This window comes from Campylobacter mucosalis (assembly GCF_013372205.1).
GTDB lineage: Bacteria > Campylobacterota > Campylobacteria > Campylobacterales > Campylobacteraceae > Campylobacter_A > Campylobacter_A mucosalis.
In genome coordinates, this window is record NZ_CP053831.1 from 803,309 (window position 1) to 827,779 (window position 24,471).

30 protein-coding genes are annotated in these 24,471 nt (G+C 37.4%); 22 read left to right on the forward strand and 8 right to left on the reverse strand.

The window, feature by feature from the left end; translation table 11 throughout:
- The 8 genes from CMCT_RS04245 (at position 1) to sdhE (ending at position 7,728) form a co-directional block, all read left to right on the forward strand.
- Complete coding sequence (locus CMCT_RS04245; protein WP_034967204.1) at positions 1-882, forward strand: lactate/malate family dehydrogenase; 882 nt, start codon at positions 1-3, stop codon at positions 880-882.
- A gap of 29 nt (positions 883-911) precedes the next feature.
- The gene (locus tag CMCT_RS04250) at positions 912-1,211 is read left to right on the forward strand and encodes a 4Fe-4S dicluster domain-containing protein (protein ID WP_034967202.1); all 300 of its coding nucleotides are present in this window, start codon (positions 912-914) and stop codon (positions 1,209-1,211) included.
- 35 nt (positions 1,212-1,246) lie between these two features.
- Entirely contained in the window at positions 1,247-2,377 is a 1,131-nt protein-coding gene (locus CMCT_RS04255; protein ID WP_034967200.1) for a 2-oxoglutarate synthase subunit alpha, read from the forward strand.
- Positions 2,367-3,209, forward strand: coding sequence for a 2-oxoglutarate ferredoxin oxidoreductase subunit beta (locus CMCT_RS04260; RefSeq protein WP_034967198.1), 843 nt, complete (start codon positions 2,367-2,369; stop codon positions 3,207-3,209). Before CMCT_RS04255 ends, CMCT_RS04260 begins: the two co-directional genes overlap by 11 nt.
- The gene (locus CMCT_RS04265) at positions 3,206-3,757 is read left to right on the forward strand and encodes a 2-oxoglutarate:acceptor oxidoreductase subunit OorC (RefSeq protein WP_034967195.1); all 552 of its coding nucleotides are present in this window, start codon (positions 3,206-3,208) and stop codon (positions 3,755-3,757) included. Before CMCT_RS04260 ends, CMCT_RS04265 begins: the two co-directional genes overlap by 4 nt.
- A 310-nt stretch (positions 3,758-4,067) precedes the next feature.
- Complete coding sequence (sdhA, locus tag CMCT_RS04270) at positions 4,068-5,909, forward strand: 8-methylmenaquinol:fumarate reductase flavoprotein subunit (RefSeq protein WP_034967193.1); 1,842 nt, start codon at positions 4,068-4,070, stop codon at positions 5,907-5,909.
- Entirely contained in the window at positions 5,906-6,865 is a 960-nt protein-coding gene (gene sdhB, locus CMCT_RS04275) for an 8-methylmenaquinol:fumarate reductase iron-sulfur subunit (protein WP_034967191.1), read from the forward strand. The genes sdhA and sdhB overlap by 4 nt, the downstream gene beginning before the upstream one ends.
- A gap of 2 nt (positions 6,866-6,867) precedes the next feature.
- Complete coding sequence (gene sdhE, locus CMCT_RS04280; protein ID WP_034967189.1) at positions 6,868-7,728, forward strand: 8-methylmenaquinol:fumarate reductase membrane anchor subunit; 861 nt, start codon at positions 6,868-6,870, stop codon at positions 7,726-7,728.
- A gap of 33 nt (positions 7,729-7,761) precedes the next feature.
- Here the strand turns inward: sdhE and CMCT_RS04285 are convergent, their stop codons facing one another.
- The 4 genes from CMCT_RS04285 to CMCT_RS04300 are packed head-to-tail and all read right to left on the reverse strand — an operon-like array spanning position 7,762 to position 10,591.
- Positions 7,762-7,992: a hypothetical protein gene (locus CMCT_RS04285; protein WP_034967187.1), complete on the reverse strand. Its 231-nt coding sequence runs from the start codon at positions 7,990-7,992 to the stop codon at positions 7,762-7,764.
- Positions 7,982-8,356, reverse strand: a complete 375-nt coding sequence (gene fliS / locus CMCT_RS04290) for a flagellar export chaperone FliS (RefSeq protein WP_034967184.1) — start codon at positions 8,354-8,356, stop codon at positions 7,982-7,984. The genes CMCT_RS04285 and fliS overlap by 11 nt, the downstream gene beginning before the upstream one ends.
- Before the next feature lie 7 nt (positions 8,357-8,363).
- Positions 8,364-10,223: a flagellar filament capping protein FliD gene (gene fliD, locus CMCT_RS04295; RefSeq protein WP_082198616.1), complete on the reverse strand. Its 1,860-nt coding sequence runs from the start codon at positions 10,221-10,223 to the stop codon at positions 8,364-8,366.
- Between the two features lie 2 nt (positions 10,224-10,225).
- On the reverse strand, positions 10,226-10,591 hold the full coding sequence (locus CMCT_RS04300) for a FlaG family protein (protein ID WP_051654820.1): 366 nt from the start codon (positions 10,589-10,591) through the stop codon (positions 10,226-10,228).
- 111 nt (positions 10,592-10,702) lie between these two features.
- On the opposite strand from CMCT_RS04300, the gene CMCT_RS04305 reads away from it, so the two are divergent.
- The 14 genes from CMCT_RS04305 (at position 10,703) to CMCT_RS04370 (ending at position 22,015) form a co-directional block, all read left to right on the forward strand.
- Positions 10,703-11,020 (forward strand): hypothetical protein, encoded by a 318-nt coding sequence (locus CMCT_RS04305; RefSeq protein ID WP_034967182.1) that lies wholly within the window; start codon positions 10,703-10,705, stop codon positions 11,018-11,020.
- Between the two features lies 1 nt (position 11,021).
- Entirely contained in the window at positions 11,022-11,588 is a 567-nt protein-coding gene (gene rsmD, locus CMCT_RS04310; protein ID WP_034967179.1) for a 16S rRNA (guanine(966)-N(2))-methyltransferase RsmD, read from the forward strand.
- 60 nt (positions 11,589-11,648) lie between these two features.
- Positions 11,649-12,701, forward strand: a complete 1,053-nt coding sequence (locus CMCT_RS04315; protein WP_034967177.1) for a flagellar basal body P-ring protein FlgI — start codon at positions 11,649-11,651, stop codon at positions 12,699-12,701.
- Complete coding sequence (locus CMCT_RS04320) at positions 12,701-13,003, forward strand: rod-binding protein (protein ID WP_034967174.1); 303 nt, start codon at positions 12,701-12,703, stop codon at positions 13,001-13,003. Before CMCT_RS04315 ends, CMCT_RS04320 begins: the two co-directional genes overlap by 1 nt.
- 54 nt (positions 13,004-13,057) lie before the next feature.
- On the forward strand, positions 13,058-13,258 hold the full coding sequence (locus CMCT_RS04325; RefSeq protein WP_034967171.1) for a flagellar biosynthesis anti-sigma factor FlgM: 201 nt from the start codon (positions 13,058-13,060) through the stop codon (positions 13,256-13,258).
- A 27-nt stretch (positions 13,259-13,285) separates the two neighbouring features.
- Positions 13,286-13,699 (forward strand): flagellar export chaperone FlgN, encoded by a 414-nt coding sequence (locus CMCT_RS04330; RefSeq protein WP_034967169.1) that lies wholly within the window; start codon positions 13,286-13,288, stop codon positions 13,697-13,699.
- 2 nt (positions 13,700-13,701) lie between these two features.
- Positions 13,702-15,573 carry a flagellar hook-associated protein FlgK gene (gene flgK / locus CMCT_RS04335; RefSeq protein WP_034967166.1) on the forward strand — a complete coding sequence of 624 codons (1,872 nt, stop codon included), beginning with the start codon at positions 13,702-13,704 and terminating at the stop codon, positions 15,571-15,573.
- A complete protein-coding gene (locus CMCT_RS04340; RefSeq protein ID WP_034967164.1) occupies positions 15,573-16,322 on the forward strand; it encodes a TIGR02757 family protein in 750 nt (249 codons plus the stop codon). The genes flgK and CMCT_RS04340 overlap by 1 nt, the downstream gene beginning before the upstream one ends.
- A 104-nt stretch (positions 16,323-16,426) precedes the next feature.
- On the forward strand, positions 16,427-16,948 hold the full coding sequence (locus CMCT_RS04345) for a superoxide dismutase family protein (protein ID WP_034967161.1): 522 nt from the start codon (positions 16,427-16,429) through the stop codon (positions 16,946-16,948).
- Between the two features lie 163 nt (positions 16,949-17,111).
- The gene (locus tag CMCT_RS04350) at positions 17,112-17,873 is read left to right on the forward strand and encodes a TSUP family transporter (RefSeq protein WP_034967155.1); all 762 of its coding nucleotides are present in this window, start codon (positions 17,112-17,114) and stop codon (positions 17,871-17,873) included.
- Between the two features lie 89 nt (positions 17,874-17,962).
- A complete protein-coding gene (locus CMCT_RS04355; protein WP_034967152.1) occupies positions 17,963-18,640 on the forward strand; it encodes a F0F1 ATP synthase subunit A in 678 nt (225 codons plus the stop codon).
- 86 nt (positions 18,641-18,726) lie between these two features.
- Entirely contained in the window at positions 18,727-20,148 is a 1,422-nt protein-coding gene (gatB, locus tag CMCT_RS04360; RefSeq protein ID WP_176325031.1) for an Asp-tRNA(Asn)/Glu-tRNA(Gln) amidotransferase subunit GatB, read from the forward strand.
- Positions 20,149-20,156: 8 nt separating this feature from the next.
- Positions 20,157-21,047, forward strand: coding sequence for an NAD(P)H-dependent glycerol-3-phosphate dehydrogenase (locus CMCT_RS04365; protein WP_034967148.1), 891 nt, complete (start codon positions 20,157-20,159; stop codon positions 21,045-21,047).
- Positions 21,044-22,015: a glycoside hydrolase family 3 N-terminal domain-containing protein gene (locus tag CMCT_RS04370; protein ID WP_034967145.1), complete on the forward strand. Its 972-nt coding sequence runs from the start codon at positions 21,044-21,046 to the stop codon at positions 22,013-22,015. Before CMCT_RS04365 ends, CMCT_RS04370 begins: the two co-directional genes overlap by 4 nt.
- Here the strand turns inward: CMCT_RS04370 and tmk are convergent.
- The 4 genes from tmk to flgA are packed head-to-tail and all read right to left on the reverse strand — an operon-like array spanning position 22,005 to position 24,416.
- Positions 22,005-22,589 (reverse strand): dTMP kinase, encoded by a 585-nt coding sequence (gene tmk, locus CMCT_RS04375; RefSeq protein ID WP_034967142.1) that lies wholly within the window; start codon positions 22,587-22,589, stop codon positions 22,005-22,007. The two genes, CMCT_RS04370 and tmk, sit on opposite strands and share 11 nt — an antisense overlap.
- Positions 22,580-23,062, reverse strand: coding sequence for a pantetheine-phosphate adenylyltransferase (coaD, locus tag CMCT_RS04380; RefSeq protein ID WP_034967139.1), 483 nt, complete (start codon positions 23,060-23,062; stop codon positions 22,580-22,582). The genes tmk and coaD overlap by 10 nt, the downstream gene beginning before the upstream one ends.
- On the reverse strand, positions 23,059-23,616 hold the full coding sequence (locus CMCT_RS04385) for a UbiX family flavin prenyltransferase (RefSeq protein WP_034967135.1): 558 nt from the start codon (positions 23,614-23,616) through the stop codon (positions 23,059-23,061). Before CMCT_RS04385 ends, coaD begins: the two co-directional genes overlap by 4 nt.
- Positions 23,613-24,416: a flagellar basal body P-ring formation chaperone FlgA gene (flgA, locus tag CMCT_RS04390; protein WP_034967642.1), complete on the reverse strand. Its 804-nt coding sequence runs from the start codon at positions 24,414-24,416 to the stop codon at positions 23,613-23,615. The genes CMCT_RS04385 and flgA overlap by 4 nt, the downstream gene beginning before the upstream one ends.
- Positions 24,417-24,471: the final 55 nt, after the last annotated feature.

Sequence of the window (24,471 nt, forward strand, 5' to 3'; positions counted from 1 at the left end):
ATGAAAATTTCAGTTATTGGAGCAGGAAATGTTGGTGCGAGTGTGGCTTATGCACTTGCTTTAAAGGGGCTTTGTGATGAACTAGCCATCATTGACATATTTGCAAATCACGCAAAGTCAAAAGCTATGGATATAGCACAAAGTACACAGGTTTTTAACCTACCTATAAAGGTTAATGGTGGCGATAACTACACACTTGTAAGTAAAAGCGACATAGTGGTTATGACAGCAGGTAGCCCAAGAAAGCCTGGTCAGAGCAGAGAGGATTTACTTCTTATAAATGCAAAAGTCCTAAAAAGCGTAATGGAAAATGTAAAAACCTACGCTCCAAATGCTATTTTGATAATGGTTACAAACCCACTTGACGTTATGGTGTATCTAGCACAAAAATTTACAGGCTTTAAAAGTAGTAAGATAATAGGTATGGCAGGAGAGCTTGATAGTGCTAGATTAAGGTATGAAATTTCAAACCTAAAAGGCGATGCCGATAGTAAAAGTATGGTTGTAGGTGCACATAATGATAAGATGATAATCTCTAAAAACTACGTAAAAGACGCCTTAAGCGATGACGAGTTTAAAAACATCAGCGATGATACAAAAAATGGTGGAGCAAAATTTGTAGAGCTTGTTGGAACTTCGGCATTTTATGCTCCAGCGGCTGGAGCTGTGAAGCTTTGTGAGGCTATCATAAAAGATAAAAAAGAGCTTCAAAGCGTGAGCGTGATACTTGACGGCTTTGCTTGTGGTAGGGTTGCTAGTATCGCAAAAGATGGAATTTGTGAAATTTTTGAGCTAAATTTAACTCAAATCGAACAAGAGAAGCTAAAAGAGAGTCAAGACGAGATAGCTAAAAATATAAAATTTGTAGAAGAGAATTTGTAACTGCAAATTTGATTAAGGAAACTAGAGTTATGATAGATAGAGATGATATAGCCGTTTGGGTTGATGAGAGTAGGTGTAAGGCTTGTGATATATGCGTAAGCAACTGCCCTGCTGGTGTCCTTGCGATGAGGATAGAGCCAAATGCGGTGCTTGGTAAAATGATAGAAGTTGTATATCCGCACGAGTGCATAGGGTGTCGTGATTGCGAGTTACATTGTCCTGATTTTGCGATTTATGTTGCAAATAAGGGTTATAAATTTGCCAAACTTACAGCCACAAGCAAAGAGCGAGCCGTAGCAGTAAGAGCAAATAAATTTTACAAGCTATAAAGGAAAGATATGAAAAACACAGAAAGAGCCTGTAAATGAGAGAGATGATTACGACTGGAAACGAGCTGGTGGCTATGGCTGCTATTGATGCTGGGTGCAAATTTTTTGGAGGCTATCCTATAACGCCAAGTAGCGAAATAGCACACAAACTAAGCTCACTATTGCCTAAAAATGGCGGGACTTTTATACAAATGGAAGACGAGATAGCAGGTATTTGTGTGGCTCTTGGAGCTTCTATGAGTGGTGTTAAGGCTATGACTGCTAGTTCTGGTCCTGGAATTTCACTAAAGGCCGAGCAGATAGGATATGGTTTTATAGCTGAAATTCCGCTTGTTATAGTAAATGTTATGCGTGGTGGTCCAAGCACTGGACTTCCTACACGTGTGGCTCAAGGCGATATACTTCAAGCAAAAAACCCAACTCACGGCGATGTAAATATGATAGTTTTAGCACCTTCAAGTTTGCAAGAGTGCTACACTCAGACGATTCACGCTTTTAATATGGCTGAGCGTTTTATGACACCTGTTATGTTGCTTCTTGATGAAACCATCGGGCATATGCAAGGTAAGGTTGTTTTGCCTGATGTAAGTGAGCTTGAAATTTTAAACAGAGCGGAATTTAGTGGCGATACGTCTAGCTACGAGCCATACGGTGTAGATATTGATAAACCAGCTGTTTTAAATCCATTTTTTAAAGGTTACAAATATCACGTTACTGGACTTCATCACGCACAAAGTGGCTTTCCAACAGAAAATGGCGAGATTGTCGAGTATAATATAAAAAGGCTTTTTAATAAAATAGACGCACACTCAAATGAGCTTTTTAGATCTGAAAATTTTATGCTTGATGATGCGCAAATTTGTATCATAGCTTATGGAAGCGTTGCTCTTAGTGCAAAACAAGCTGTGCTAAATTTAAGAGCAAAGGGCGTAAAAGTAGGGCTGTTTAAGCCAATATCGCTATTTCCTATGGATAAAGCAGAGTTTGAAAATTTAGGCAAAAAATTTAGCAAAATTTTAATTTGTGAGCTAAATATGGGGCAATATAGCACAGAGATCGCAAAAATACTTTTAAGAGATGATTTAAAAACACTGCTAAAAGCCAATGGTAGACCGCTAAGCCCAAGCGAGATTGAAGCTAAAATAGGAGAGTGTTATGGCATTTAATTACGATAAATATTTACGCACAAATAAAATGCCAACCCTTTGGTGCTGGGGTTGCGGAGATGGCGTGATACTAAAAAGCGTCATACGTGCTATTGATGAACTTGGCTGGAATATGAACGATGTTTGCGTGGTTTCTGGCATTGGCTGTTCTGGGCGTTTTTCAAGCTATATAAACTGCAACACCGTTCATACAACACACGGCAGAGCTACAGCTTATGCTACCGGCATAAAGTTAGCAAACCCAGATAAGCACGTTATCGTCGTGACTGGCGATGGAGACGGACTAGCTATAGGTGGCAACCACACCATACACGCAGCACGCAGAAACATCGGAATAAAGCACATTTTGATAAACAACTTTATCTATGGACTTACAAATTCCCAAACCAGTCCGACAACTCCACGTGGCTTTTGGACTGCAACAGCAGAGTATGGCAACATCGATCCTAGCTTTGATGCTTGTAAGCTCTTAATGGGTGCTGACGCAAATTTTGTCGCACGTTCATCTGTTTTAGACCCAAATAAATTAACGAGAATTTTAAAAGAGGGCTTTAGCCACGATGGATACGCATTTTTTGATATTTTTTCAAATTGCCATATAAATTTAGGACGTAAAAACAAAATGGCAGAGGCTGTTAAAAATTTAGAGTGGATAGACTCTCGTATCATAGATAAAGCGAAATTTGAAGTGCTAGATGACGAGCAAAGGCTTGATAAATTCCCTATAGGAATTTTACACAAAGGCGAACGCACCGAATATACAAAAGCTTATGCGAAAGTTATTGATAAAATGCAAAATGGCGTAGAGATAGATTTTAAGGAGCTAGTATGAAAAGCGAACTTAGATTTGTTGGAGTTGGTGGACAGGGCGTCATACTTGCTGGTGAAATTTTAGCAGCCGCAAAGATAGAAAGCGGTGGATACGGCGTAAAGGCTTCAACTTACACATCTCAAGTAAGGGGCGGACCGACAAAGGTTGACATTATCCTTGATGAGAGTGAAATTTTATACCCTTATGCCAACGAGGGCGAGATAGATTTTATGTTAGCAACTGCCCAAGTTAGCTATGACGCGTTTAAAAGCGGAGTAAAAGAGGGCGGCATAATCGTAGTTGAGCCAAATTTGGTAAAACCTAGTGACGATGATAAAAAGCGATATAAAATTTATGAAATTCCAATAATTACAATAGCAAAAGAGGAGGTCGGCAACGTAATCACTCAAAGCGTTGTTGCCTTAGGAGTTGCGGTGGCTATGAGCAAATGTATAGATGAAAACATAGTAAAAGAGAGCATGCTCTCTCACGTCCCTGCTAAGGTAAAAGAGGCAAATGAAAAGGCTTATGAACTTGGCTTAAAATATGCTAAAAATTTAATAGCATAATCATACAAATTTACCCATTGTGTAGCAGTAGTGTTATCATTACTGCTACTTTTTTGATACTTTCCTTAAAATAAGATAATTTTAATCCACTTTGATTTTACCGCATTTTCAGTAATAAATTTATCATATTTTTAAACAATACTTATTAAGTCCAATTTAGTAAAAAAAATTAAAAAAAATATAAGATTTAAAGAAACTGAAAGTAAAAATAAAGTAAAATCCCAACTTGTTTTTAAGGGGCTGCGTTTTTACGCATTTTGGTTTTGGCTTTTTTGCCATTAATTTAAGTAATTTTTCTAAGGAAATATCAATGAGTGAACAAAAATTTACCAGACGTGATTTTCTACAATCAGCCTGTATTGGCGTCAGTGCATTGGCAGTTAGCGGTAGCGGTGCGAGTGTTCTGGCAGACGAAGCAAAGGATAATGGTAACAAAAAGGGCTTACCATCTTGCGATATTTTAGTTATTGGCTCTGGTGGAGCAGGTCTTCGTGCAGCCGTGGCAGCAAGAAAAGCAAACCCAAATTTAACAGTCGTTGTGGCCACTAAAATGATGCCATCACGCAACGCAACCTGTATGGCAGAAGGCGGTATAAACGGTGTTACTGATTTTAGCAACGGCGATAGCTACAAGCTTCACGCTTATGATACGATTAAAGGCGGTGCTTACTTGGTCGATCAAGACGCTGCACTAAAATTTACAGAGATGGCAGGTAAGGTTATAGCTGAGTTAGACTATACTGGAACGCTATTTTCAAGAAGTAAAGATGGCGGTGTTGCTCAGCGTATGATGGGTGGCGCAAGCAAAAGACGCTGTAACTTCTCTGCTGATAAAACTGGACACATACTAATGCACTCTTGCCTTGATGACGCTATATCAAATGGCGTGAAATTTCTAATGGATCACGAACTTCTTGAGATAAGTGTAGAAAATGGCAAAAGCGAGGGTGCTGTTTTAAGAAATATCCAAACTGGAGAAATTTACCCAGTGCTTTGCAAGTCGCTAGTTATCGCAACTGGTGGTTATACTAGAATTTTTTACAACAGAACATCAACTCCATACATTGCAACCGGCGACGGCGTAGCTGCTGCACTTAGAGCTGGTCTTGGCTTTGAAGATCCTGAGATGATACAATTCCACCCAACCGGTGTTGCAAATGGCGGAACTCTAATAACAGAAGCGGCACGTGGCGAGGGTGGATACCTTTTAAATAATAAAGGTGAGCGTTTTATGAAAAACTATCACGAAAAGATGGAGTTAGCTCCTCGTGACGTAGTTGCTCGTGCGATAGAAATAGAGATCCGCGAAGGTAGAGGTTATGGCGAAGGTCTTGGCTCTTACGTTCTTTGCGATGTTCGCCACCTTGGTAAAGAAAAAATCTTAAAAGCACTTCCTAAGATTAGACACACTGGATTGCTATTTGAGAACATCGATCTAGTAGAACAACCAGTTCCTATTAGACCAACAGCTCACTACTCTATGGGTGGTATCGAGGTTGTAAAAATAGATGATATGAGCACGAAAATTCCAGGTATTTACGTAGGTGGAGAGGCTAGTTGTATATCTATCCACGGTGCAAATCGCTTAGGCGGTAACTCTTTGACAGACGCTATGGTTACTGGTTATTTGGCTGGAGTAGGTGCTACAAACTACGCAAAAGATGCAAAATTTGGAAACGGAGAAAATGCGTCAAAACTAGCTAAACAATGGCAAGATAAATTTAAAGATGTCACAAGTGGCGGAACAACAGAAGAGATGTATAAACTTCGTGAAGAGCTAGGCAGACAAAACTGGGATAATATGGGTATCTTTAGAACTCAGGATAAGCTTGATTTGTTGGCTAAAAATTTAGAAGAAATTCAAGCTAAATACGATCAACTAAAAGTTCCAAATTCAAACCCAATTATGAATACAGCATTTACAGACTATGTAGAGCTTGGAAACCTTATTTTACTATCACGCTGTGCTTGTTTGGCTGCACAAAACAGACTAGAGAGCCGTGGTGCTCACACACGTGAGGACTATCCAAAAAGAGATGATGTGAAATTCTTAAAACACAGTATAGTGACTTTAAAAGATAATAAGCTAGAGCTAGGTTATAAAGATGTTGTTATAACAGAATTTAGCCTAGATGGAAGGAAACCAGCATGAAATTTATAATACAACGTTTTGACGGAAATAAGCAGTTTGAGCAAACTTATGAATTAGAAAAAAGTGAGTATGAGGGAAAAACTCTACTTTCTGTTTTATTGCGCATTAAGCAGACAAGGGATATCACACTTAACTTTACAGCATCTTGTCGTTCTGCTATTTGCGGTGCTTGTGCTGTGCGTGTTAATGGTTATTCATATCTTGCTTGTGATACAAAAATGGAGGAGCTACTAAAAGAGTATGACAACCCAGATACTCTAAAAATCGCTCCGATTAAAAATTTCCGTGTTATATCTGACCTTGTTGTTGATTGGGAACCTAGTATTGAAAATTTACGCAAGATAAAACCAACCATAGTTGCAAAAGATGAGTTCTCTCCTGAAAAAGGCTGTAAGCAAACTCAAGAGGAATTTGATAGAATCAGCAAACAATGGGACTGCATTCTATGCGGTTGCTGTGCTAGTGAGTGTAATAAACTAGAAGCTGACGCAAGTGACTATATGGAGCCATTTGTATTTACTCACGCTTTTAGAGCAGCTTATGACTCACGTTCAAAAGATCCTATGATACACTTAAAGCCTTCTATTGATAATGGTCTTTGGATGTGTGTTCACTGCCAAGAGTGTGCTGACCGCTGTCCAAAAGGAATAAGTGCTGCTGATGACATAGCAGGACTACGCGTTATGGCTATGAGAAAAGGCTTAAAAGATGGCACAGGTCCAGCTCACGCAGAAGCTTTCCTTTTAGACTTAGAAGATACTGGTAGATTAAATGAAATTTACCTAGCACTTCGCTCTGAGGGTGTTTTAGCAAATACAGCTAAAATGGATATAGCATTTAACCTAATGAAAGCTGGCAAGATGAATCCTCTACATATCCTTGGCGACGAGAAGATAGAGGGTCACGATGACTTAGTTAAGATGATAGAGGCAGCTAGAGCTGCTAGTAAGGAGTAGTTATGCAACAAAAAGATTTCGCTTTTTTTCCTGGCTGTGTTTTAAGTCAAGCAGCCAAAGAATCAAAAATGTCACTAGAGGCGATAGCCCCGATACTAGGCATAACTCTACACGAGATTAAGGGCTGGAGCTGTTGTGGTGCTTCTCAGGCACAAGATGTTGATCCATTAGCGGCACTTGTAGCAAACGCTAGAAATATCGCACTTTCAGAAGGTATGAATATGCCTATGTTAACTACTTGCTCAACCTGTATGCTTACACTCACTCGTGCAAAGGATACTTTGGATAAGGGCGCAAAGGATCGTATAAATGAGTTTTTAGCAAAAGGAAATATGAAGTATCAAGGTAGTAATGAGATAACAAGTCTTTTGTGGGTTTTATATGAAAATTTAGATACTTTAAAAGCAAAAGTTGTTAAGCCACTTTCAAATTTAAAAGTAGCTCTATTTTACGGCTGTCATAGTGTTCGCCCTGAAAAAGCTTACGACTCAAAAGAGAGCTCAACAAATCCAAAGAGCTTTGAAGCTGTTGTTTCTGCGCTTGGTGCTACTATTGTACCGTTTGAGAAATGCCTTGATTGCTGTGGCTTTCACGCTAGTTATCCAGCTGTAAAATCAGTTCAAAAGATGTCATCTCAAATCGTTGGCAATGCTGATGAAAATGGTGCAGATTGTGTTGTTACACCTTGCCCACTTTGTCAAATGCAACTTGACATCTATCAAGAACGCTACCAAGACGCTAGGGGTTCTGAAGTTAGAAAACCTATCATTCATCTTTCACAGCTTGTAGGTTTAGCACTCGGTCTTGATAATGAAAAGTTAGGACTTGATTTAAATATTATTGATGCAACAAAGTTGATATAATGAAATTTCTCCCACACTTTGTGGGGAAACCTACTAAGACTGCTGTATGTAGTGTTTTACGTTTTTTAGTTTTATGATCTCGGATTGTATGCGAGAACTTGCGTTTTTAAAAAGCTCTAAAGCTGATTGTATTAGTGCTTGTGCCTCTATGGCTTCATCTGCTTTAAAATTTTGAATATTGAAATTTTCTATGCTTTTTTGTATCTGCTCTAAATCCTCATTGATAATTGCGAGTTTAAAATTTTTAAGCCATTCACTGCTCATTTGTAGTCTCTCTCCAAGCTTCTGAAAGTTGCTTTACGACATTTGTGACCTCATTTAGAGCGTCTAGGTCATCTTTTAAATTTGCCATAGCAAGAAGTTGAATTTGTCTTGCGTATAGACCGCTTAAGTAGTGCGCGACGTCTCCTTGAGAGTAATCCAAAGAGTTTAAAAGCTCGATAAATATAGCATTTGCTTTGTTTATATTAAGCACTTTTTTTTCCACATCTCCAGCCTCTATGGCCTTTTTTGTGCGAAATATAAAACGCAAAATTCCGTCATAAAGCATCTCTATAAGTTTGGTTGGAGACTCTATGCCTCCAACACTAGACTGAGCATACGCCGCATAAGCAGTGTTATTTATCATGTTTTTCCTAGTCTTTCTTTTTCATTTCAGCATCTATCATTGCTTTTAGTGTTGCAAATTGATTTTCAAGTTTTGCGATAAGTGTATCATATTTAGACCAAGTATCGCGCATTTGCTTATATTTATCGTCCAAATTTGTTTGAGCCTTTTCTCTCTCATCTGTTAGCTTTTTGTTATCATCTGCTAGTTTTTTATCATAAATCGTAAGACTTCCGTTTGAGCCAACGAGTTTATCTAGCTGATCGCTCATCTTAGTAAATAGCCCGTCAAAATTTGTAGTTTTTGCTCTTATGGTGTTTTCAGACATACCAAATTTTGCTAAGACCGAGTTATTGCCCTTAATCTCTATATCTGAGCCGTCGCTTGCTTTAAGCATTATGCGTTTTTGATCACTGCTTAAAGTCGCCTCTACGCCAATAATTCCAGTAGAATTTATAGCCTTTAAAAGTGCTAGAGCGTTCTCTTCCGCCGTTGCACTCGTGTTTGTTTGCGCTAGTTTAACAGATATGCCATTTATCGTTAGATCACCACTTTTTAGCTCGACGCTACCAGCTGATACGTCCGAAGTGCCTGTGTATGATATCGGCTCTATTTTTGAAAATCCCATAAAGAAATTTTTAATAGCTTCGTGGTTGCTGTTTAGTTTTGATAAAAATACACTAGCGTCGTTTGATGTTTTTGTAGGATCTTTTGGATCTATGAAGGCTAGTTTTCCATCTTCGCCAATGGTTATGCCAAAGTCGGTTATGCTATTGCCGTTTGAATCTTGTGATGTAAAAATTCTATGCAGAGTTGATCTGATAGAAGTTACCTCATTTACGCCTTGTAGCTGTCCAGATTCGCCAGTTTTATCATCGTATTTTGTGCCTATCTCAAGAGCCGCTAAGAAGTTGTTGTATGAGCCCATCATAGTTTCAACAGCTTTTAATAGCTCTGACGTATCGTTTCCTATGCTGAAATTTGAAGCACCAGTTTCTTTTAATGTTATCGTAACGCCTGAGCGTAGGTCGTCAAATGTGTTGTTTTTTCTAGTGATTTGTAGTCCGTTATACTCAAATTTTGCGTCACTGGCTGTTGTTAGCCTATTTTTTTCTAAATTTGTAGTAGTTTTTTGTGTGCCGTCAGGATTTAAAACAGCTGCTCCATTATCGTCTTTAACTGGTATAGTCTTGCTATCCCAGCCTAGTTTTTCTAGTGCGTCGCCTGATGTGCTTGTTAGCTTCATACTATTTTCTTCGCCGGTATATTTTGACTGTAATACCATTTGATATCCGTTGCCAACGTTTATCATTCTAGCTTGGACGTCGCCACCAGCTTTTTCATTTATAAGATCTGCTAAATCCTGATACGTACTAGACGGTTTTAAATCAATTGTGTATTTTACGCCTCTTATTTCTATATCAAAGCTAGAGTCGCTTGCTATGCCTATTAGGCTTAGCTGACTGCTAAATTTTTCACTTTGGAAGCTATCTCTTTGTGCTAGCTGTTGCACATTTAGGCTTATATCTTGGATAGCAACGCCTGTAACAGCCGCCACAGACGCACTTGTGCCAGTTGATGTAACCTGTCTTTTTAGATAGTTTGTTTCATCTGTGAGCGATGAAAAGCTAGAACTTAAATTTTTAGCAAGACCTATTAACGCACCAAGATCCTCTTTTTGTGCAGTATTTTTATCTATCTTTCTAGTGATAGGATCTATTATAGCTGCACTATCTGCGGCTTTTAGCTTATCTAGTGTTTCGTCGTTTAGTTTGTTATTACTACCAAGACCCATTATACCTGTTTTTGATGTATTAGCCTTTGTATTTGTGCTAGTGCTTGTAGTGGTTGTACTTGGTGTTGATGTTGTGCTTGATACTTCTGCCATTTTTAACTCTCCTTGTCAAAAAGCAAACCTATACTCTCTTTAAAGTATTTAGAAATTTTCAGTGCTTCTTTTGTTGGAAGTTCTCTTATAACTTCGCCTGTGCTAGCTTCAGTGACCTTAACAATCATAAGATTAACATCTCCATCGTAGTCAAATCTTATATTTGTTTCTAAACGCTCCATCTGAGTGTTTAGCTCCTTTGTCACGTCTTTCATTTTGTTTTTTAACTCATCTTGGTTTAGTCCGTCTAACTCATTGCTTTTTGATACATTTTCAATCTCTCTTGTTTGTAGATTATGCCCAGTACTAGAGACATTTTGCATAGGTATACTAGTTTGAGTTATTGGGTTGTTGCTACCAATCTCCATTTTCACTCCTTGAAAATTATTTTTCTAACCTTATATCGTTATTTTTGGGAAAAACTTTAGAAATTTATACAAAAAATGTTAAAATTAGCCAAAATTTACAAAAGGAAAAATATGAAAATTTCTTTTGAGTGCGATTGCATTATATTGCAAAATAGCCTGTTGATGTTTTGTAAAGAGTTTGTTTCACACCACAAAGATTGCGATTTTATTGTATCAGATAAAAAACTTAATACACATAAACCGCTATTTTTGATAGGCTCCCACATCTGTGTGCCATTTACAAAACAAAATTTAATAAATGCATTAGAAGAATTTTACTCCGTTGCCTTAAACAGACAAAATTCTAGCAAAAGTATGGACTTTGAGGCAAGGCTTGATTTGATTTTAGCAAATTTCAAAAAAGAGCTTATGGGGCTTATAAGGGATTAGGTTGAAACTTTTTACTACGATTTCAAGCGGAATTTATAAAGGAAAAAAACTTGAGCTTCCAAGCCTAAGCACAACAAGAAGCACAAAGTCGATCGTAAAAGGCTCGTTTTTTAATACAATCAGAGATGAGCTTCGTGGTTTGGTCTTTATCGAGGGCTTTGGCGGAAGCGGTGTTATGGCTTGTGAGGCGGTTAGTAATGGGGCTAAAAGTAGTATCGCAATTGAGATAGATAAAAATGCGTTTAAACTTACTCAAAACAATCTAAAAAGCTTAAACGCCCAAAATTTAGAGGCTATAAATGGCGATAGTTTTGAGATTTTGCCAAAAATCATCACAAACAAAGATGAGCAGTTTATCATCTATCTTGACCCTCCATTTGATTTTAGGGATGGATTTAGTGGGGTGTATGATAAGCTTATAAAAATGGTTGAAAATTTAGATTTTAAAAAGATAAAAATGGTTGTTTTTGAGCACTCTAGCGATTTTAAAATGCCTGAAAATTTTTCAAATTTCAGACTTTTAAAGACAAAAAAATTTGGTGCGACCTCTCTTAGTTATTTTGTTTAAAATTTTTGGAATATTTTTTGCTTGTAATTTGTAAATTTATGAAATTTGCAAGGGAAAATGATGAGAAAATTTTGGGCTTTTGCTTGTTTTTTTGCTATCACTCAAGCTCTTTTGGCAACGCAGGTAAAGGATATAGCCAGTGTTGTTGGAGTTCGTGAAAACCAGCTTATAGGCTATGGCTTGGTTGTGGGATTAAATGGAACTGGTGATGGCGGATCGTCAAAATTTACTATACAATCCATTTCAAATATGCTTCAAACCGTTAGCGTAAAGATAAATCCTGATGATATAAAATCAAAAAATACCGCAGCTGTAATGGTAACAGCCACACTTCCGCCGTTTGCAAGACACGGAGATAGGCTAGATATCACAATCTCATCAATTGGCGACGCTAAAAGTTTGCAGGGCGGAACGCTTTTAATGACGCCTTTAAAGGGTGTTGATGGCGATATATACGCACTTGCTCAAGGTGCTGTAAGTATCGGTGGTAAAAATGTTGGCAGAACCGGGAGTAATCACGTTACAGCAGGTTCTATACTTGGTGGTGCGTTGGTTGAAAGAGAGGTTCTTTATGATATTTACAATCAACAAACTATAAATTTAAGCCTTAAAACCTCTAGCTTTAAAACAGCAAATCAGCTTCAAGACACAATAAATGCAAATTTAGACGAGGGTGTCGCACTAGCGATAGATCCAAGAACGATAGTTTTAAGAAAGCCAGATGAGATAAGTGCTGTTGAGCTTTTAAGCAAGGTTCTAGAGCTTGAGATAGACTATAAGGCAGACGATAAGATAGTAATAGACGAACGCACAGGAACTATCGTAAGCGGTATAAACGTAAGCGTTGATCCAGTTGTGCTAACTCACGGCGATATAACTATCAAAATCGAGCCAAGTTCATATGAAGAGGGTGCTGAGGGCGAGGTAGATTTGCTTGATGGCTCATCTATAAACTCAAAGGCAAATATGTTGCGTATTAAAGAGCAAAAAACAACTATCGCTAGTGTAACTAGAGCCTTAAATAAGCTTGGTGCAAGTCCTAGCGATATTATCGCGATACTTCAAAATTTAAAGCGTGTGGGTGCTATACACGTAGATGTGGAGATAATTTAATGCAAATTGATAATACAATGGCTCTAAACGCATACTCAAATTTGCGAACAAATAAGCTAAAAGAGCAAAGTGTGGCACAGCAAGATAAGCTGTTAAAAGAGCAAACTGACGCGTTTGAATCGTTTTTGGTAAAACAGGTGCTTGATATAGCGTTAAAAGATGATGAGAAAAATTCTCTATTCCCAAAAACGGCAGGTTCTGACATCTATAAATCAATGTATAACGACACGATGAGTCAGTCGCTTGGTGGAAATTTAGGTTTTAGTGACCTTTTATTTAATTTCTTAAAGCAAAGGTCTTAAGAAAAATCATTTTATGCCGATGTAGTCAGGAGAAATCCTAGAAAAAGGTTAAAAATGATAAGTTCTTTAAGTGTAAAATCTGGCGTTCAGACAAATTTGTTAAACAAAACAAATGATGTTAAAAAAGAGCCGTCAGTAGAGGTAAATAAAAAAGAAGAGAGCAGGGTAGCAAAAATAGCGTCTGCTATTGCCGATGGAAGCTACGAGCTAGATATGAAAAAAACGGCGAAGGCTATCGCTGATACTCTTTTGTAAAATTAATTTTTAAGGAAAAAGGGCAGTATGCTAAAAAAATATCTTAACGATGCCATAGATACTTTAGATAAGCTTATAAGTACGACTGAGCAAGATATAGCAAATATCAAAGAGGCAAAGCACTCAGCAGTTGATGAGAGCGTGAGAGTAAAAACGGCACTAATAAAGCAATTTGAGGATACAAAAAGAGCTTTGGATAAAGAGCTTGTTAAAATTTCAAATTCAGATAGTCAGAAAAATTTAGCACAAATGCTTGATGATGAGATAAAACAAAAATTGGTAGTTATGAGAGAAAAATTAGAGCTTTTAAATAAAAAGAATAAAGAGTATGCTAGACACGTTGTTTTGATTAAAAATTTCTTTGATTCGCTTTCAAAGGAGATATTTAATCCAGAAGATAGCGAATATGGCTCTGATTTAAGATATAAGACAAGGGTTTAATAATGGCAAATATTTTTATGTCGCTAAATACAGGCGTTACGGGGCTAAATGCAGCTCAAGTACAAATAAACACAACTGGGCATAATATCACTAACGCAGATTCTCAGCACTATACTCGCCAGCGTGTAGTGCAATCTGCTGCTATGCCTATGAATACTATTCCTGGTGGCATAGGTACTGGCACACAAGTAGATACTGTAACTCGCATACACGATGAGTTCACGTACAGCAGGTTAAAACTAGCTTCATCTAACCTGCAAAGTACAGAATATAAGCAAAATATCCTTCAAGAAGTTGCTCAAAATTTCCCAGACTTAGAAGACGCTAGTATCTACAAGGATATGACAAACTATTTTAAGGCGTGGAATGACTTCTCTGCTAACCCAGATGATGGCCCTCAAAAGCTAAATTTGATAAATGCGGCAAATGTTTTAACAAGAAACATCTCAACTACTGGCGCAAGGCTAGAAAATTTGCAAGAAGAAGTTGATAAGATGATCGAGATAAATATAAACGAGGTTAATAAACTAGCCAAGGAAATAGCGACTATAAACAAAGAGATAAACCGCGTTGAAAGCGGTAAAGACGCCGGTATAAAGATAAATGCGAACGATTTACGCGATAAGCGAGATGAGCTTGAACTTGCAATGTCAAAGCTTTTAAATGTAAATTCTTTCAAAAGTCAAATTAGTTCAAATATGCCTGTTGATAGCGGTATTACCGATGAGGGAAGGTCTTATTATCTAAACATAGGCGGTGTTAGTATAGTTGATGGCGTAAATTTTCATCCGCTAACTATCACAAAAAATGACAACGGGACTTTTTCTGAAATTTACTATGAAAGACAAGACGGCAGACGTATCGATATGGCGGATAAAATTTATAACGGCAAGATTGGTGCGGCACTTGATTTACGTGGCAGACACTATAGCCCAAATGATGCAAAATTTACAGACGGAGTCATACAAAAGTATATAGATAACGTAAATACGTTCTCAAGAACACTTGTTCATAACACGAACAATATCTATGCAAAATCAGCTATGGAGATAGCAAATACTGATGAGCTTAGCTATCTTGAAAAGGAAAAGACGCTTATGAACTTTTCAAATGAGATTCAGCAAGGCTCTTTTGATGTCGTAGTTTATAATAATCAAGGACAAGAGGTTGCTAGAAAAACGATAAATATAAATGGCACAACAACGATGGATGATACGACATATGGCAACTCAATCGTAGAGGATTTTAACTCAAATTCAGACGATAACCACGATAATAATATGTCAAATGACGTAAATGACTTCTTTTCGGCGTCATACTACTATGATAAAACGTCAAATATGGGGACTTTTTCTGTAACTCCAAAGCAAACTCAAGGCATTTATAGCTTTTCAATAATCGATAATGGGACAAATTTCCCGGGCGTTATAGGTATAAATAAGGTATTTTCAGGCGAAAAAGCCAGTAACATAAAAGTAAATGACCAGCTTGTAGCCGACCCAACGAAACTTAGAGCTTACTCAAAGCCAGTTAGCGGAAATAACGTTGTGGCAAATGATATGGTTCAGCTTCAGTATAGGAGTGTAAATTTTTACTCAAATGGTATGTCGCTAGAGAAAACCGAAACTATGGAGGGCTATTATAGGTATCTAACTACCGATATAGCAAGTGACGCTGAGTCAAACAACACTATACACGAGACAAACACGTCGCTTCATAGAACTGCTGAGGGTGAGTTTGAGTCAATAAGTGGTGTTAATACAAATGAAGAGCTTACGAATTTAATTCGCTTCCAGTCAAGCTATGGAGCAGCAGCAAAGATCATCACAACTGTTGATCAGATGCTAGATACACTGCTATCTCTTAAAAATTAATGCTAGAGCTAAAAGCCAAACTTGACGCCCACGTCCTTGATAAAAACACGGACGTTGGGCTATTTTCTTATGCTGATCCACTTCAAGTTGCATCACAATTTAAAGATCTGACAATTGCTCTGATTTGCGCGTTATTTGCATACGGAAACGCAAAACTAATCGTGAAATTTCTAAACTCGCTTGATTTTAGATTTTTAGATGAGAGCGAAAATGAGATTAGAAAATTTTACAAAACACACAAATATAGATTTCAAAACACAGCCGATGTAGCTGAAATTTTCATAACTTTAAGCCGTTTGAAAAAAGAGTGCGATATGGAGCAAATTTTAAAGCAAGGGTTTGGGAAAAATGGGCTAATGATTGAAGCCATAAATGCTTTAATTACCAAAATTTACAGCCTGAACCCCTATAAATCAGACGGATATGAGTTTTTTTTCGGACGTGCGTTTAATGATAAGCCGACTTCGCCATACAAACGCTACAATATGTTTTTACGTTGGATGGTTAGGGATACAGACATTGATTTGGGGCTTTTTAAGAGTTTGCCAAAGTCTGAGCTTTTAATGCCACTTGATGTTCATACACACAGAGTTTCGCTAAATTTAGGGCTTTGTAAGCGAAAAAGTTATGATTTTTTAGCCGTTATGGATCTTACCAAAATGCTTCGTGAATTTGACCCGCTTGATCCGATAAAATACGACTTTGCGCTTTATAGAATAGGGCAGGGCAAGGAGCTAAATACTCTATAAAAACAAATAGCTTTTAATAATTTTTTCTATTTTGTAAAATTCAACTTTATTTTTACAATACTTTGGTAAAATTTCGGTCTAAACTTCATTTGAAAGGATCTTGTATGAAAAAAGTTTTAATAGCTAGTGTTGCACTTTGTGCTTCTTTGTTTGCAAACGAGTGCAAACCAGCTGACTGCCTAGTTATACCTATGGAGCAACTTGGTGAAAAGGGCAACGTAAATGTTGGCGAAGTTATTGCTATGAACACAAACTACGGTGTGGCATTTTTTCCAAATTTAAAGGGTTTAACTGCTGGTGCTCACGGATTTCACGTGCATACAAACGCTGATTGTGGTGCGACTGAAAAGGGGCTAGGCACAAAAGCTGGTGGGCACTGGGATCCAGCTGGAACTGGCAAACACTCATACCCTTGGGATGATAACGGACACAAAGGCGATCTACCAGCACTTATTGTTGATAGTGAGGGCAACGCTGTTTATCCAGTTTTAGCACCAAAAATCAAAGATGTTAGCGAGTTAAAGGGGCATTCTTTGATGATTCACGTTGGCGGCGATAACCACAGCGATCATCCAAAACCACTTGGTGGTGGTGGCGCTAGAATGGTTTGTGGCGTTATAAAATAATTTTTAGCCCCTAAATTTAGGGGCTTTTATCTGCTTGATAAAATAAATATAACAGCTCTTTTTCTACATAAACGGCTTTAGTTATTAATTCTACTGATTTTAAGCCAAAAAAAGGTATAAATCAAGATAATTTATTAGAAATTTGTAGTTTTTAGGAGCGTTTATGGAGTTTGAAATTTGGGTTTATTTTTTGCTTTTTGGCGTTGCTTTTTTAGCAGGTTTAATTGACGCTATTGCTGGAGGAGGCGGACTTATCGCACTTCCTGCACTTATGACAGTAGGTATCCCGCCTCACGCAGCACTTGCTACAAATAAGCTTCAAGGCACATTTGGTAGCTTTACGGCGGCTGTAAATTTTGCTAAAAAAGGGCTTATTAATTTTAATGAAATTTTAATAGGCATTGTTTTTACCTTTATCGGTGCGGTTTTTGGGACGATTTTGATACTATTTTTAAATGCTCAAATTTTAAAAATCATAGTCCCATTTTGTCTAATTGCCATTTTTATCTACACGATTTTTATGCCAAAAGTTGGCGAAAATGACCGCCAGGCAAGGATGAAACCAAAAATTTTCTACATTATTTTTGGCTTTGTTTTGGGTTTTTATGATGGCTTTTTTGGACCTGGTGCTGGGAGTTTTTGGACGTTTTCTATGGTGGCACTTTTAGGCTTAAATATGAAAAAATCAGTCGCTCACACAAAGGCACTAAATTTTACAAGCAATGCTGTAAGCTTAGCCGTGTTTGTAATTGGCGGTCAAATTTTATGGCTGATTGGGCTTTTAATGGGCGTTGGACAGGTGTTTGGTGCATTTGTTGGCTCAAATTTGGTTGTAAAAAAAGAGGTTAAATTTATTAGAACTATATTTTTGGTTGTTGTTGGTGCGACGATTATTAAACTTATTTGGGATTTTTTAAAGAGTTAGCCAAAATAGGCTTAAAATAGAGCAAACTTAAAAAACTTTTAACATTATTTTTGATAAAATCACGGCAAAAATTTTAAAAAGGTTGGTGTATGAAGGATTTATTTCTCTTTTCAGATTTAATTTATCATAGTCACGCATTTGTCTATGCGTTTCACTTTTGCTTGGTTGCTATTATCGTAGTTTTGGTGGCTAAGTGCGCGACATCTAAAATGCAACTAGTTCCTCGTGGTGTTCAAAATATAGTCGAGGCCTATCTTGAGGGTGTTGTTTCTATGGGCAAGGACACCTTAGGTAGTGAGGAGTTGGCACGAAAATATCTGCCTTTGGTTGCGACGATAGGTTTTGTGGTTTTCTTTTCAAATGCCATTGGTATTATACCTGGTTTTGAGTCTCCGACTTCTAGCTTAAATCTTACTTTGACATTGGCACTTGTTGTGTTTGTGTATTACAACTATCAAGGTATTAAGAAAAATGGCTTTTTTAAATACTTTGCACACTTTATGGGGCCAAGCAAGGTTCTAGCTCCGCTTATGTTTTTAGTTGAGATTATTTCGCACCTTTCTCGTATAGTTTCACTATCTTTCCGTCTTTTTGGAAATATCAAGGGTGATGATTTGTTCTTGCTTGTTATGCTTAGTCTTGCACCGTTTTTTGCACCACTACCAGCTTACGCTCTACTTACGCTTATGGCAGTGCTTCAGGCATTTATTTTTATGATGCTTACTTATGTTTATCTTGCTGGCGCGGTTGCAGTAGAAGAGCATTAAAAAATTGGGCGTTTCTTACGCCCTTTTATCTTAAAATTTAGCTACTTTTGGATAAAATCCCTTAAAATTTTAATAAAAGGCATTTTATGTTTGAAGTCGTTATCGGACTTGAAGTCCATACTCAATTAAATACAAATACGAAAATTTTCTGCTCTTGCTCGACTAGCTTTGGCGATGACGCAAACACGCACGTTTGTCCGACCTGCCTTGCTTTGCCAGGTGCTTTGCCTGTTTTAAATAAAGAGGCTGTAAAAAAGGCGATTAGCTTTGGGACTGCTGTAAATGCGACAATTAATAAAAAATCAATCTTTAACCGCAAAAACTACTTCTATCCAGACCTACCAAAGGCGTATCAAATTTCGCAGTTTGAAGTGCCAATCGTTGAAAATGGCGAACTTTTTATAGAGGTAAATGGCGAGAAAAAACGTATCGGTATAACTCGTGCTCACCTTGAAGAGGATGCTGGTAAAAATATCCACGAGGGCGCTAGAAGTTTAGTTGATTTAAACCGTGCTGGTACACCTTTGCTTGAAATTGTTTCAGAACCTGATTTAAGAAGCTCAGATGAGGCGGTGGCGTATCTTAAAAAACTACACTCAATCTTGCGATTTTTAAACATATCAGACGCAAATATGCAAGAGGGCTCATTTCGCTGTGACGCAAACGTGAGCATTCGCCCAAAGGGAGATACAAAGCTTTACACTAGAGTTGAGATTAAAAATTTAAACTCATTTAAATTTATTCAAAAGGCGATTGAATACGAAGTAGAGCGACAAACTATCGCTTGGGAGGACGGCAAATACGATGATGAAGTCTATCAAGAAACACGCCTTTTTGATACGACAAATCTCGTAACTCGCTCAATGCGTGGTAAAGAAGATAGTGCTGAGTATCGCTACTTCCCAGATCCTGATTTGTTACCTGTTGAAGTTGATGAGGCAATGTATAACGAAGCGATAAAAATTCCAGAGCTAGCTGATGAGAAGGTTGTAAGATACCAAAAAGAGTTTGGCATAAAAGAAGATGATGCGTTAAATTTAGTAGCGACTATTGAGATGGCAAGGTATTTTGAAGAGCTTGTCGGTGCTAAAATTTCGCCAAAACTTTGCGTTACTTGGGTTTTAGTTGAGCTTCTTGGGCGTCTTAAAAACGGCGTTACGATTGAAAATAGCCCTGTAAATGTAGCTAAAATGACCGAGCTTTTAAAGCGTATTGAAGACGGCACGATAAGTGCAAAAGCTGCAAAAGAGGTGCTTGATTATCTAATGAATAACGATGAGAGCGTTGATAGCGTGATACAAAAGCTTGGCTTAAAGCAGGTTAGCGATGATGGAGCGATAGAGACAATAATAGATCAAATTTTAAATGCAAACGCCGATAAAGTCGCTGAATACAAAGCTGGTAAGGATAAGATGTTTGGCTTTTTTGTTGGACAAGTGATGAAAGAGGGTAAGGGTGCATTTAACCCTGCTAAGGTAAATGAAATTTTAAAATCAAAACTTAGTTAAGGATCAAAATGAAACTCGCAGTTATCGGTGCTGGTAAATGGGGTAGTGCGTTATTTCACGCATTTAAGCAAAATTGTGAGTGCGTTATCAGCTCACGCACCAAGCGAGATTTACCAAATTTTGTGGATTTAAAAACGGCATTGGAGTGTGAATATCTAGTTTTTACCATACCGACGCAAAGCATTAGCGAGTGGTTAAGTCAAAATTTCATTTTTAAAAATCAAAAAATTTTAGTTGCAAGTAAAGGTATTGAGACAAAAAGTGGTAAATTTTTAAATGAAATTTACGAAAACTTCGTGCCAAGCGAGAATTTATGCTTTTTATCTGGTCCAACATTTGCAAAAGAGGTTGAGAAAAAACTGCCTTGTGCGTTGGTTGTAAGCTCAACTAATTTAGAATTAGCCAAAATTTACGCTGATTTTTTCCCGGATTATATGAAAGCCTACGTTTCAGATGATGTCGTTGGGGCTGAGATTTGCGGTGCTTATAAAAACGTCATTGCCATTGCCGGTGGGGTTTGCGATGGACTTGGGCTAGGCAATAACGCAAGGGCAAGTCTAATCTCTCGTGGGCTTGTTGAGATGGCTAGATTTGGCAAATTTTTTGGTGCAAAAGACGATACGTTTATGGGGCTTAGTGGGGCGGGGGATCTGTTTCTTACCGCTTCAAGCGTGCTTTCACGAAATTACAGGGTTGGCAACGGACTTGCACGTAATGAGAGCTTGGATAAAATTTTAAACGAGCTTGGCGAGGTTGCTGAGGGCGTGGCGACTGCCTTTGCAATTTGTAAAATTTCAAAAGAAAATGGCATTTATACGCCAATTGCCAATGAAGTGGCAAAAATGCTTGACGGCAAGGATGTTTATGAAAGCGTAAAGGCACTTTTGGGGCGTAGATGAGATTTTTAATTTTTCTTTTAATCTGCCTAAATTTGAACGCAAAAGAACCAAGTTTAAGAGAACAAGTTTCACAAATGATAATGGTTGGCGTAAAAGATAGTGGCACTAAAACACTGCTTAGTGACGCTGGATATGGGCGTTTTGGTGGAGTTTTTATATCAGAAAATAGCGTAAAAAACAAGGCAAATTTAAAATCTCTAACAAAATCTCTCAAACAAAAACAGAGTAAAATTTTAATAGCCGTTGCCGAGCAGGGCGGAGATGAGAGTCTTTTAAAAAAGCTAGGATATGAGAGTATGTCTTTGCGAGATGTGGCAAACTCGCTTGATATAAATTTGGCAAAGGAGCTGTTTTTAAAAAGAGCCAATGCCCTAAAAGAGCTAGGTATAAATGTAAATTTAGCACCAACGGCCGATCTTTATGGGGATTCGTTTGGCAAAAATAGTGCCAAAACTAGCCTTTATGCTTTGGTCTTTATTGATAGCATGAAAGAAGCTGGTGTGATAAGTGTTATAAAACATTTTCCTGGGCAGTGTGACATACATAGCAACACTTGTCTTCTTGCTAAAGAGACATTATCGCCGTTTCAAAATGCGATAAATGGTGGGATTTTGGCTATCGTGGTTGGAAAATTTTATGTGGATAATATCGATGATAAAAATCCAGCCCTGTTTTCAAATATCATAACTGACAAGCTTTTGCGTGATGAGCTTGGTTTTAATGGTGTTGTTTTTAGCGTGGATTTTAAAAATTTAAACTCAATACCGCTAAAAGAGAGGATAGTGCGTTTTATAAATGCCGGCGGGGACGTGATTTTATTTAGTGATTTTTATATTAGTGATAGAAAGAGTGCCGAGCTAATAACCCAGCACATTATAGACGCCGTCAATGAAAAACGCATTACAAAAGATCGCATTAGGGCGTCTTATGAACGCATTATGAAGCTTAAAGGCGAGATTAAAGATTAAGAAAATTAACGATTTTAGTGTGAATTTCGTCTATTTTTTCGTCCGCATTTATCTTTAAAACATCGATATTTAGGCTTTGTAAAAACTCATCCATAATCTCTTGAACATTAAGCAGATACTGAGCCCCTCTTTTTTCTATATTGTCGCTAGTTCCGCGGTTTGATAGCCTTTTTAAAAGCAGATTTTTATTGGTTTTAAAAAATATAATTTTATCTGGGAGCGTATTGTCAAGGGCAAATTTGTTTAAAAAAAGTAGCTCATCAAAGTTTAAATTTTCATCATTTGCCTTTGCGTAAGCTACACCAGAGATAAAGCTTCTATCGCTTAGGATTAGCTTGTCTTGATTTGGCAAAATCACCTTTTTAGCGTGTTCTGCTCTATCTGCTAAAAATAGCAACATCTCTGCCCTGGTTGATAAATTTAGCTGGTTTTTTAGTAAAATTTCACGTGCAAATTTGCCAAATTCGCTTCCGCCAGGCTCTTTTGTGATTATAGTATTTGGATTTTTTTTAGCCACTAGCTTTATTTGGGTGCTTTTACCAACCCCGTCTATTCCTTCAAAAACTACATACATTGCCTATTTTCCCCTAAAAAAGCTAAAATTTCACTCGGCACTAGTTTACTTACGTCGCCATTGTGCTTTAAAACCGATCTTACTATAGAGCTTGAAATAAAGGCGTTTTTTAGGCTAGGCATTAGATAAACCGTTTCAAACTTGTCCCAAAGCGAGGCATTTGCGTAGCCTATTTGCAACTCATACTCAAAGTCGCTGACCGCACGAAGTCCGCGTATAACTGTGTTTATGTCTCTGCTTTTGGCAAAATCAACAAGTAAATTTTCAAACCCAACAACCTCTACATTTAAAAAATCTTTTGTAGAAATTTTAGCCATTTTTATTCGGTCATCAAGGCTAAAAAATGGATTTTTACTCTCACTTTTTGCCACTGCTACTATTACATTATCAAAAATTTTAGTAGCCCTTTTTATAACGTCAACGTGCCCATTTGTAATCGGATCAAACGTTCCTGGATATATACAAGCTTTCATATCTCTTTCCATCTTTTGTAAATTTTGTTGCTAATTCCAGCGGCATCAAGCCACTTTCCGATGATGAAATTTTCCATTTCATCAACATTGCTAATATCTGCATAATACCCCAAAACAGGTGGCGCGATTATTGCTCCGTATGCCGATAGTTTGCTCATTTGCTCTAAATTTATGGTTGAAAAAGGCATCTCTCTAACGCCAAGGATGAGCTTTTGTCTTTGTTTTAACGCGACTGCCCCAACCCTTGAGATAAGCGTATCTGAGATACCTGAAGCTATCTTGCCAAGCGTATTTATAGAGCATGGCGTGATAAAAACAGCCTCACTCATAAATGACCCTGATGAAATTTGCGCTCCAAGATTGCTATCATCGTAAATTTTAACATTTAGAGTTTTTAAAATTTCATCTATATTTATTTTATTTTCAAGCCTTAAAACCTCTTTTGCTCCATTGCTTACCACAACGTGCGTATCGTGGGCTTTTGCTAGTTCATTTACTAGCCTAACTCCAAGCATAGCACCACTTGCACCACTTATTGCAACAACAACTTTCATCTTATGATAACCTCTTTTTTTGATGATATCGTGGCTTTGTATGTTTTGTTATCTTTTGTTCTTATGTTAATTATTTCGCCTAAATTTGCGTTTTCTAAGGCCTTTGCTTTAATGATAATATTTACTCCGTCTTCGCTAATTATCGCATTTAGCGTATCGCCCTTTTTAACTAGGGTATCTTTTAAAAAATATCTATCCATTAAAATTTCGCCATGTTTAATCGGCGTTTTTACTATCAATCTTGGCTCGATTTTGCTTAGGCTATTTTTATTAAATTTATTAAACTCAACAAAGCTTGATGTGTAGTCTAGTGCACTTAATACATGCTTTGGTTGCATTGAATTTAGTGCCATAAATACCGGCATTTTAGCGTCAAAGCTGTATTTAAAAAACAGACTTTTTGTGCTAAAATCACTCTGTTCAAAGACTGCTCTAAACACTCCTGATGATTTGATAGCTTCGTTTAAAACTAACTCTTTAAATTTGTAGCTATCAAAGTCTTGCGGGAGCAAATTTTGTGGCTCTATCGTTAAGCTTTTTACGCTAATGCCTTGGTGTAAATCGCTTAATGTTTTTAAAAATCCCTCTTGCAAACTATCTAAATTTGTGCAGTTTCTGATAAACGCGACATTGCCACCGCTTTTATCTATAAAGCTTTTAAAATTTGAAGTGAGAATTTTAGATAGAGTTTGTGTGTCGATTTTTAATGCCCTGTGAGCTTTCATATCTAAAATTTCGTTATTTTCGCCATCAAAACCAAATGTTTTTAGTGTGATAAACTGGCTATCAACGCAATACATAGGATATACATCAACTGCTAAAATTTTAAATGGTAAAAATAAAAGTAGGATAAAA

Coding starts and splice junctions, on each gene's coding strand:
- CMCT_RS04245 (WP_034967204.1), top strand. CDS start 1: ATGAAAATTTCAGTTATTGGAGCAGGAAATGTTGGTGCGAGTGTGGCT.
- CMCT_RS04250 (WP_034967202.1), top strand. CDS start 912: ATGATAGATAGAGATGATATAGCCGTTTGGGTTGATGAGAGTAGGTGT.
- CMCT_RS04255 (WP_034967200.1), top strand. CDS start 1,247: ATGAGAGAGATGATTACGACTGGAAACGAGCTGGTGGCTATGGCTGCT.
- CMCT_RS04260 (WP_034967198.1), top strand. CDS start 2,367: ATGGCATTTAATTACGATAAATATTTACGCACAAATAAAATGCCAACC.
- CMCT_RS04265 (WP_034967195.1), top strand. CDS start 3,206: ATGAAAAGCGAACTTAGATTTGTTGGAGTTGGTGGACAGGGCGTCATA.
- sdhA (WP_034967193.1), top strand. CDS start 4,068: ATGAGTGAACAAAAATTTACCAGACGTGATTTTCTACAATCAGCCTGT.
- sdhB (WP_034967191.1), top strand. CDS start 5,906: ATGAAATTTATAATACAACGTTTTGACGGAAATAAGCAGTTTGAGCAA.
- sdhE (WP_034967189.1), top strand. CDS start 6,868: ATGCAACAAAAAGATTTCGCTTTTTTTCCTGGCTGTGTTTTAAGTCAA.
- CMCT_RS04285 (WP_034967187.1), bottom strand. CDS start 7,992: ATGAGCAGTGAATGGCTTAAAAATTTTAAACTCGCAATTATCAATGAG.
- fliS (WP_034967184.1), bottom strand. CDS start 8,356: ATGATAAATAACACTGCTTATGCGGCGTATGCTCAGTCTAGTGTTGGA.
- fliD (WP_082198616.1), bottom strand. CDS start 10,223: ATGGCAGAAGTATCAAGCACAACATCAACACCAAGTACAACCACTACA.
- CMCT_RS04300 (WP_051654820.1), bottom strand. CDS start 10,591: ATGGAGATTGGTAGCAACAACCCAATAACTCAAACTAGTATACCTATG.
- CMCT_RS04305 (WP_034967182.1), top strand. CDS start 10,703: ATGAAAATTTCTTTTGAGTGCGATTGCATTATATTGCAAAATAGCCTG.
- CMCT_RS04315 (WP_034967177.1), top strand. CDS start 11,649: ATGAGAAAATTTTGGGCTTTTGCTTGTTTTTTTGCTATCACTCAAGCT.
- CMCT_RS04320 (WP_034967174.1), top strand. CDS start 12,701: ATGCAAATTGATAATACAATGGCTCTAAACGCATACTCAAATTTGCGA.
- CMCT_RS04325 (WP_034967171.1), top strand. CDS start 13,058: ATGATAAGTTCTTTAAGTGTAAAATCTGGCGTTCAGACAAATTTGTTA.
- CMCT_RS04330 (WP_034967169.1), top strand. CDS start 13,286: ATGCTAAAAAAATATCTTAACGATGCCATAGATACTTTAGATAAGCTT.
- flgK (WP_034967166.1), top strand. CDS start 13,702: ATGGCAAATATTTTTATGTCGCTAAATACAGGCGTTACGGGGCTAAAT.
- CMCT_RS04340 (WP_034967164.1), top strand. CDS start 15,573: ATGCTAGAGCTAAAAGCCAAACTTGACGCCCACGTCCTTGATAAAAAC.
- CMCT_RS04345 (WP_034967161.1), top strand. CDS start 16,427: ATGAAAAAAGTTTTAATAGCTAGTGTTGCACTTTGTGCTTCTTTGTTT.
- CMCT_RS04350 (WP_034967155.1), top strand. CDS start 17,112: ATGGAGTTTGAAATTTGGGTTTATTTTTTGCTTTTTGGCGTTGCTTTT.
- CMCT_RS04355 (WP_034967152.1), top strand. CDS start 17,963: ATGAAGGATTTATTTCTCTTTTCAGATTTAATTTATCATAGTCACGCA.
- gatB (WP_176325031.1), top strand. CDS start 18,727: ATGTTTGAAGTCGTTATCGGACTTGAAGTCCATACTCAATTAAATACA.
- CMCT_RS04365 (WP_034967148.1), top strand. CDS start 20,157: ATGAAACTCGCAGTTATCGGTGCTGGTAAATGGGGTAGTGCGTTATTT.
- CMCT_RS04370 (WP_034967145.1), top strand. CDS start 21,044: ATGAGATTTTTAATTTTTCTTTTAATCTGCCTAAATTTGAACGCAAAA.
- tmk (WP_034967142.1), bottom strand. CDS start 22,589: ATGTATGTAGTTTTTGAAGGAATAGACGGGGTTGGTAAAAGCACCCAA.
- coaD (WP_034967139.1), bottom strand. CDS start 23,062: ATGAAAGCTTGTATATATCCAGGAACGTTTGATCCGATTACAAATGGG.
- CMCT_RS04385 (WP_034967135.1), bottom strand. CDS start 23,616: ATGAAAGTTGTTGTTGCAATAAGTGGTGCAAGTGGTGCTATGCTTGGA.
- flgA (WP_034967642.1), bottom strand. CDS start 24,416: ATGTATTGCGTTGATAGCCAGTTTATCACACTAAAAACATTTGGTTTT.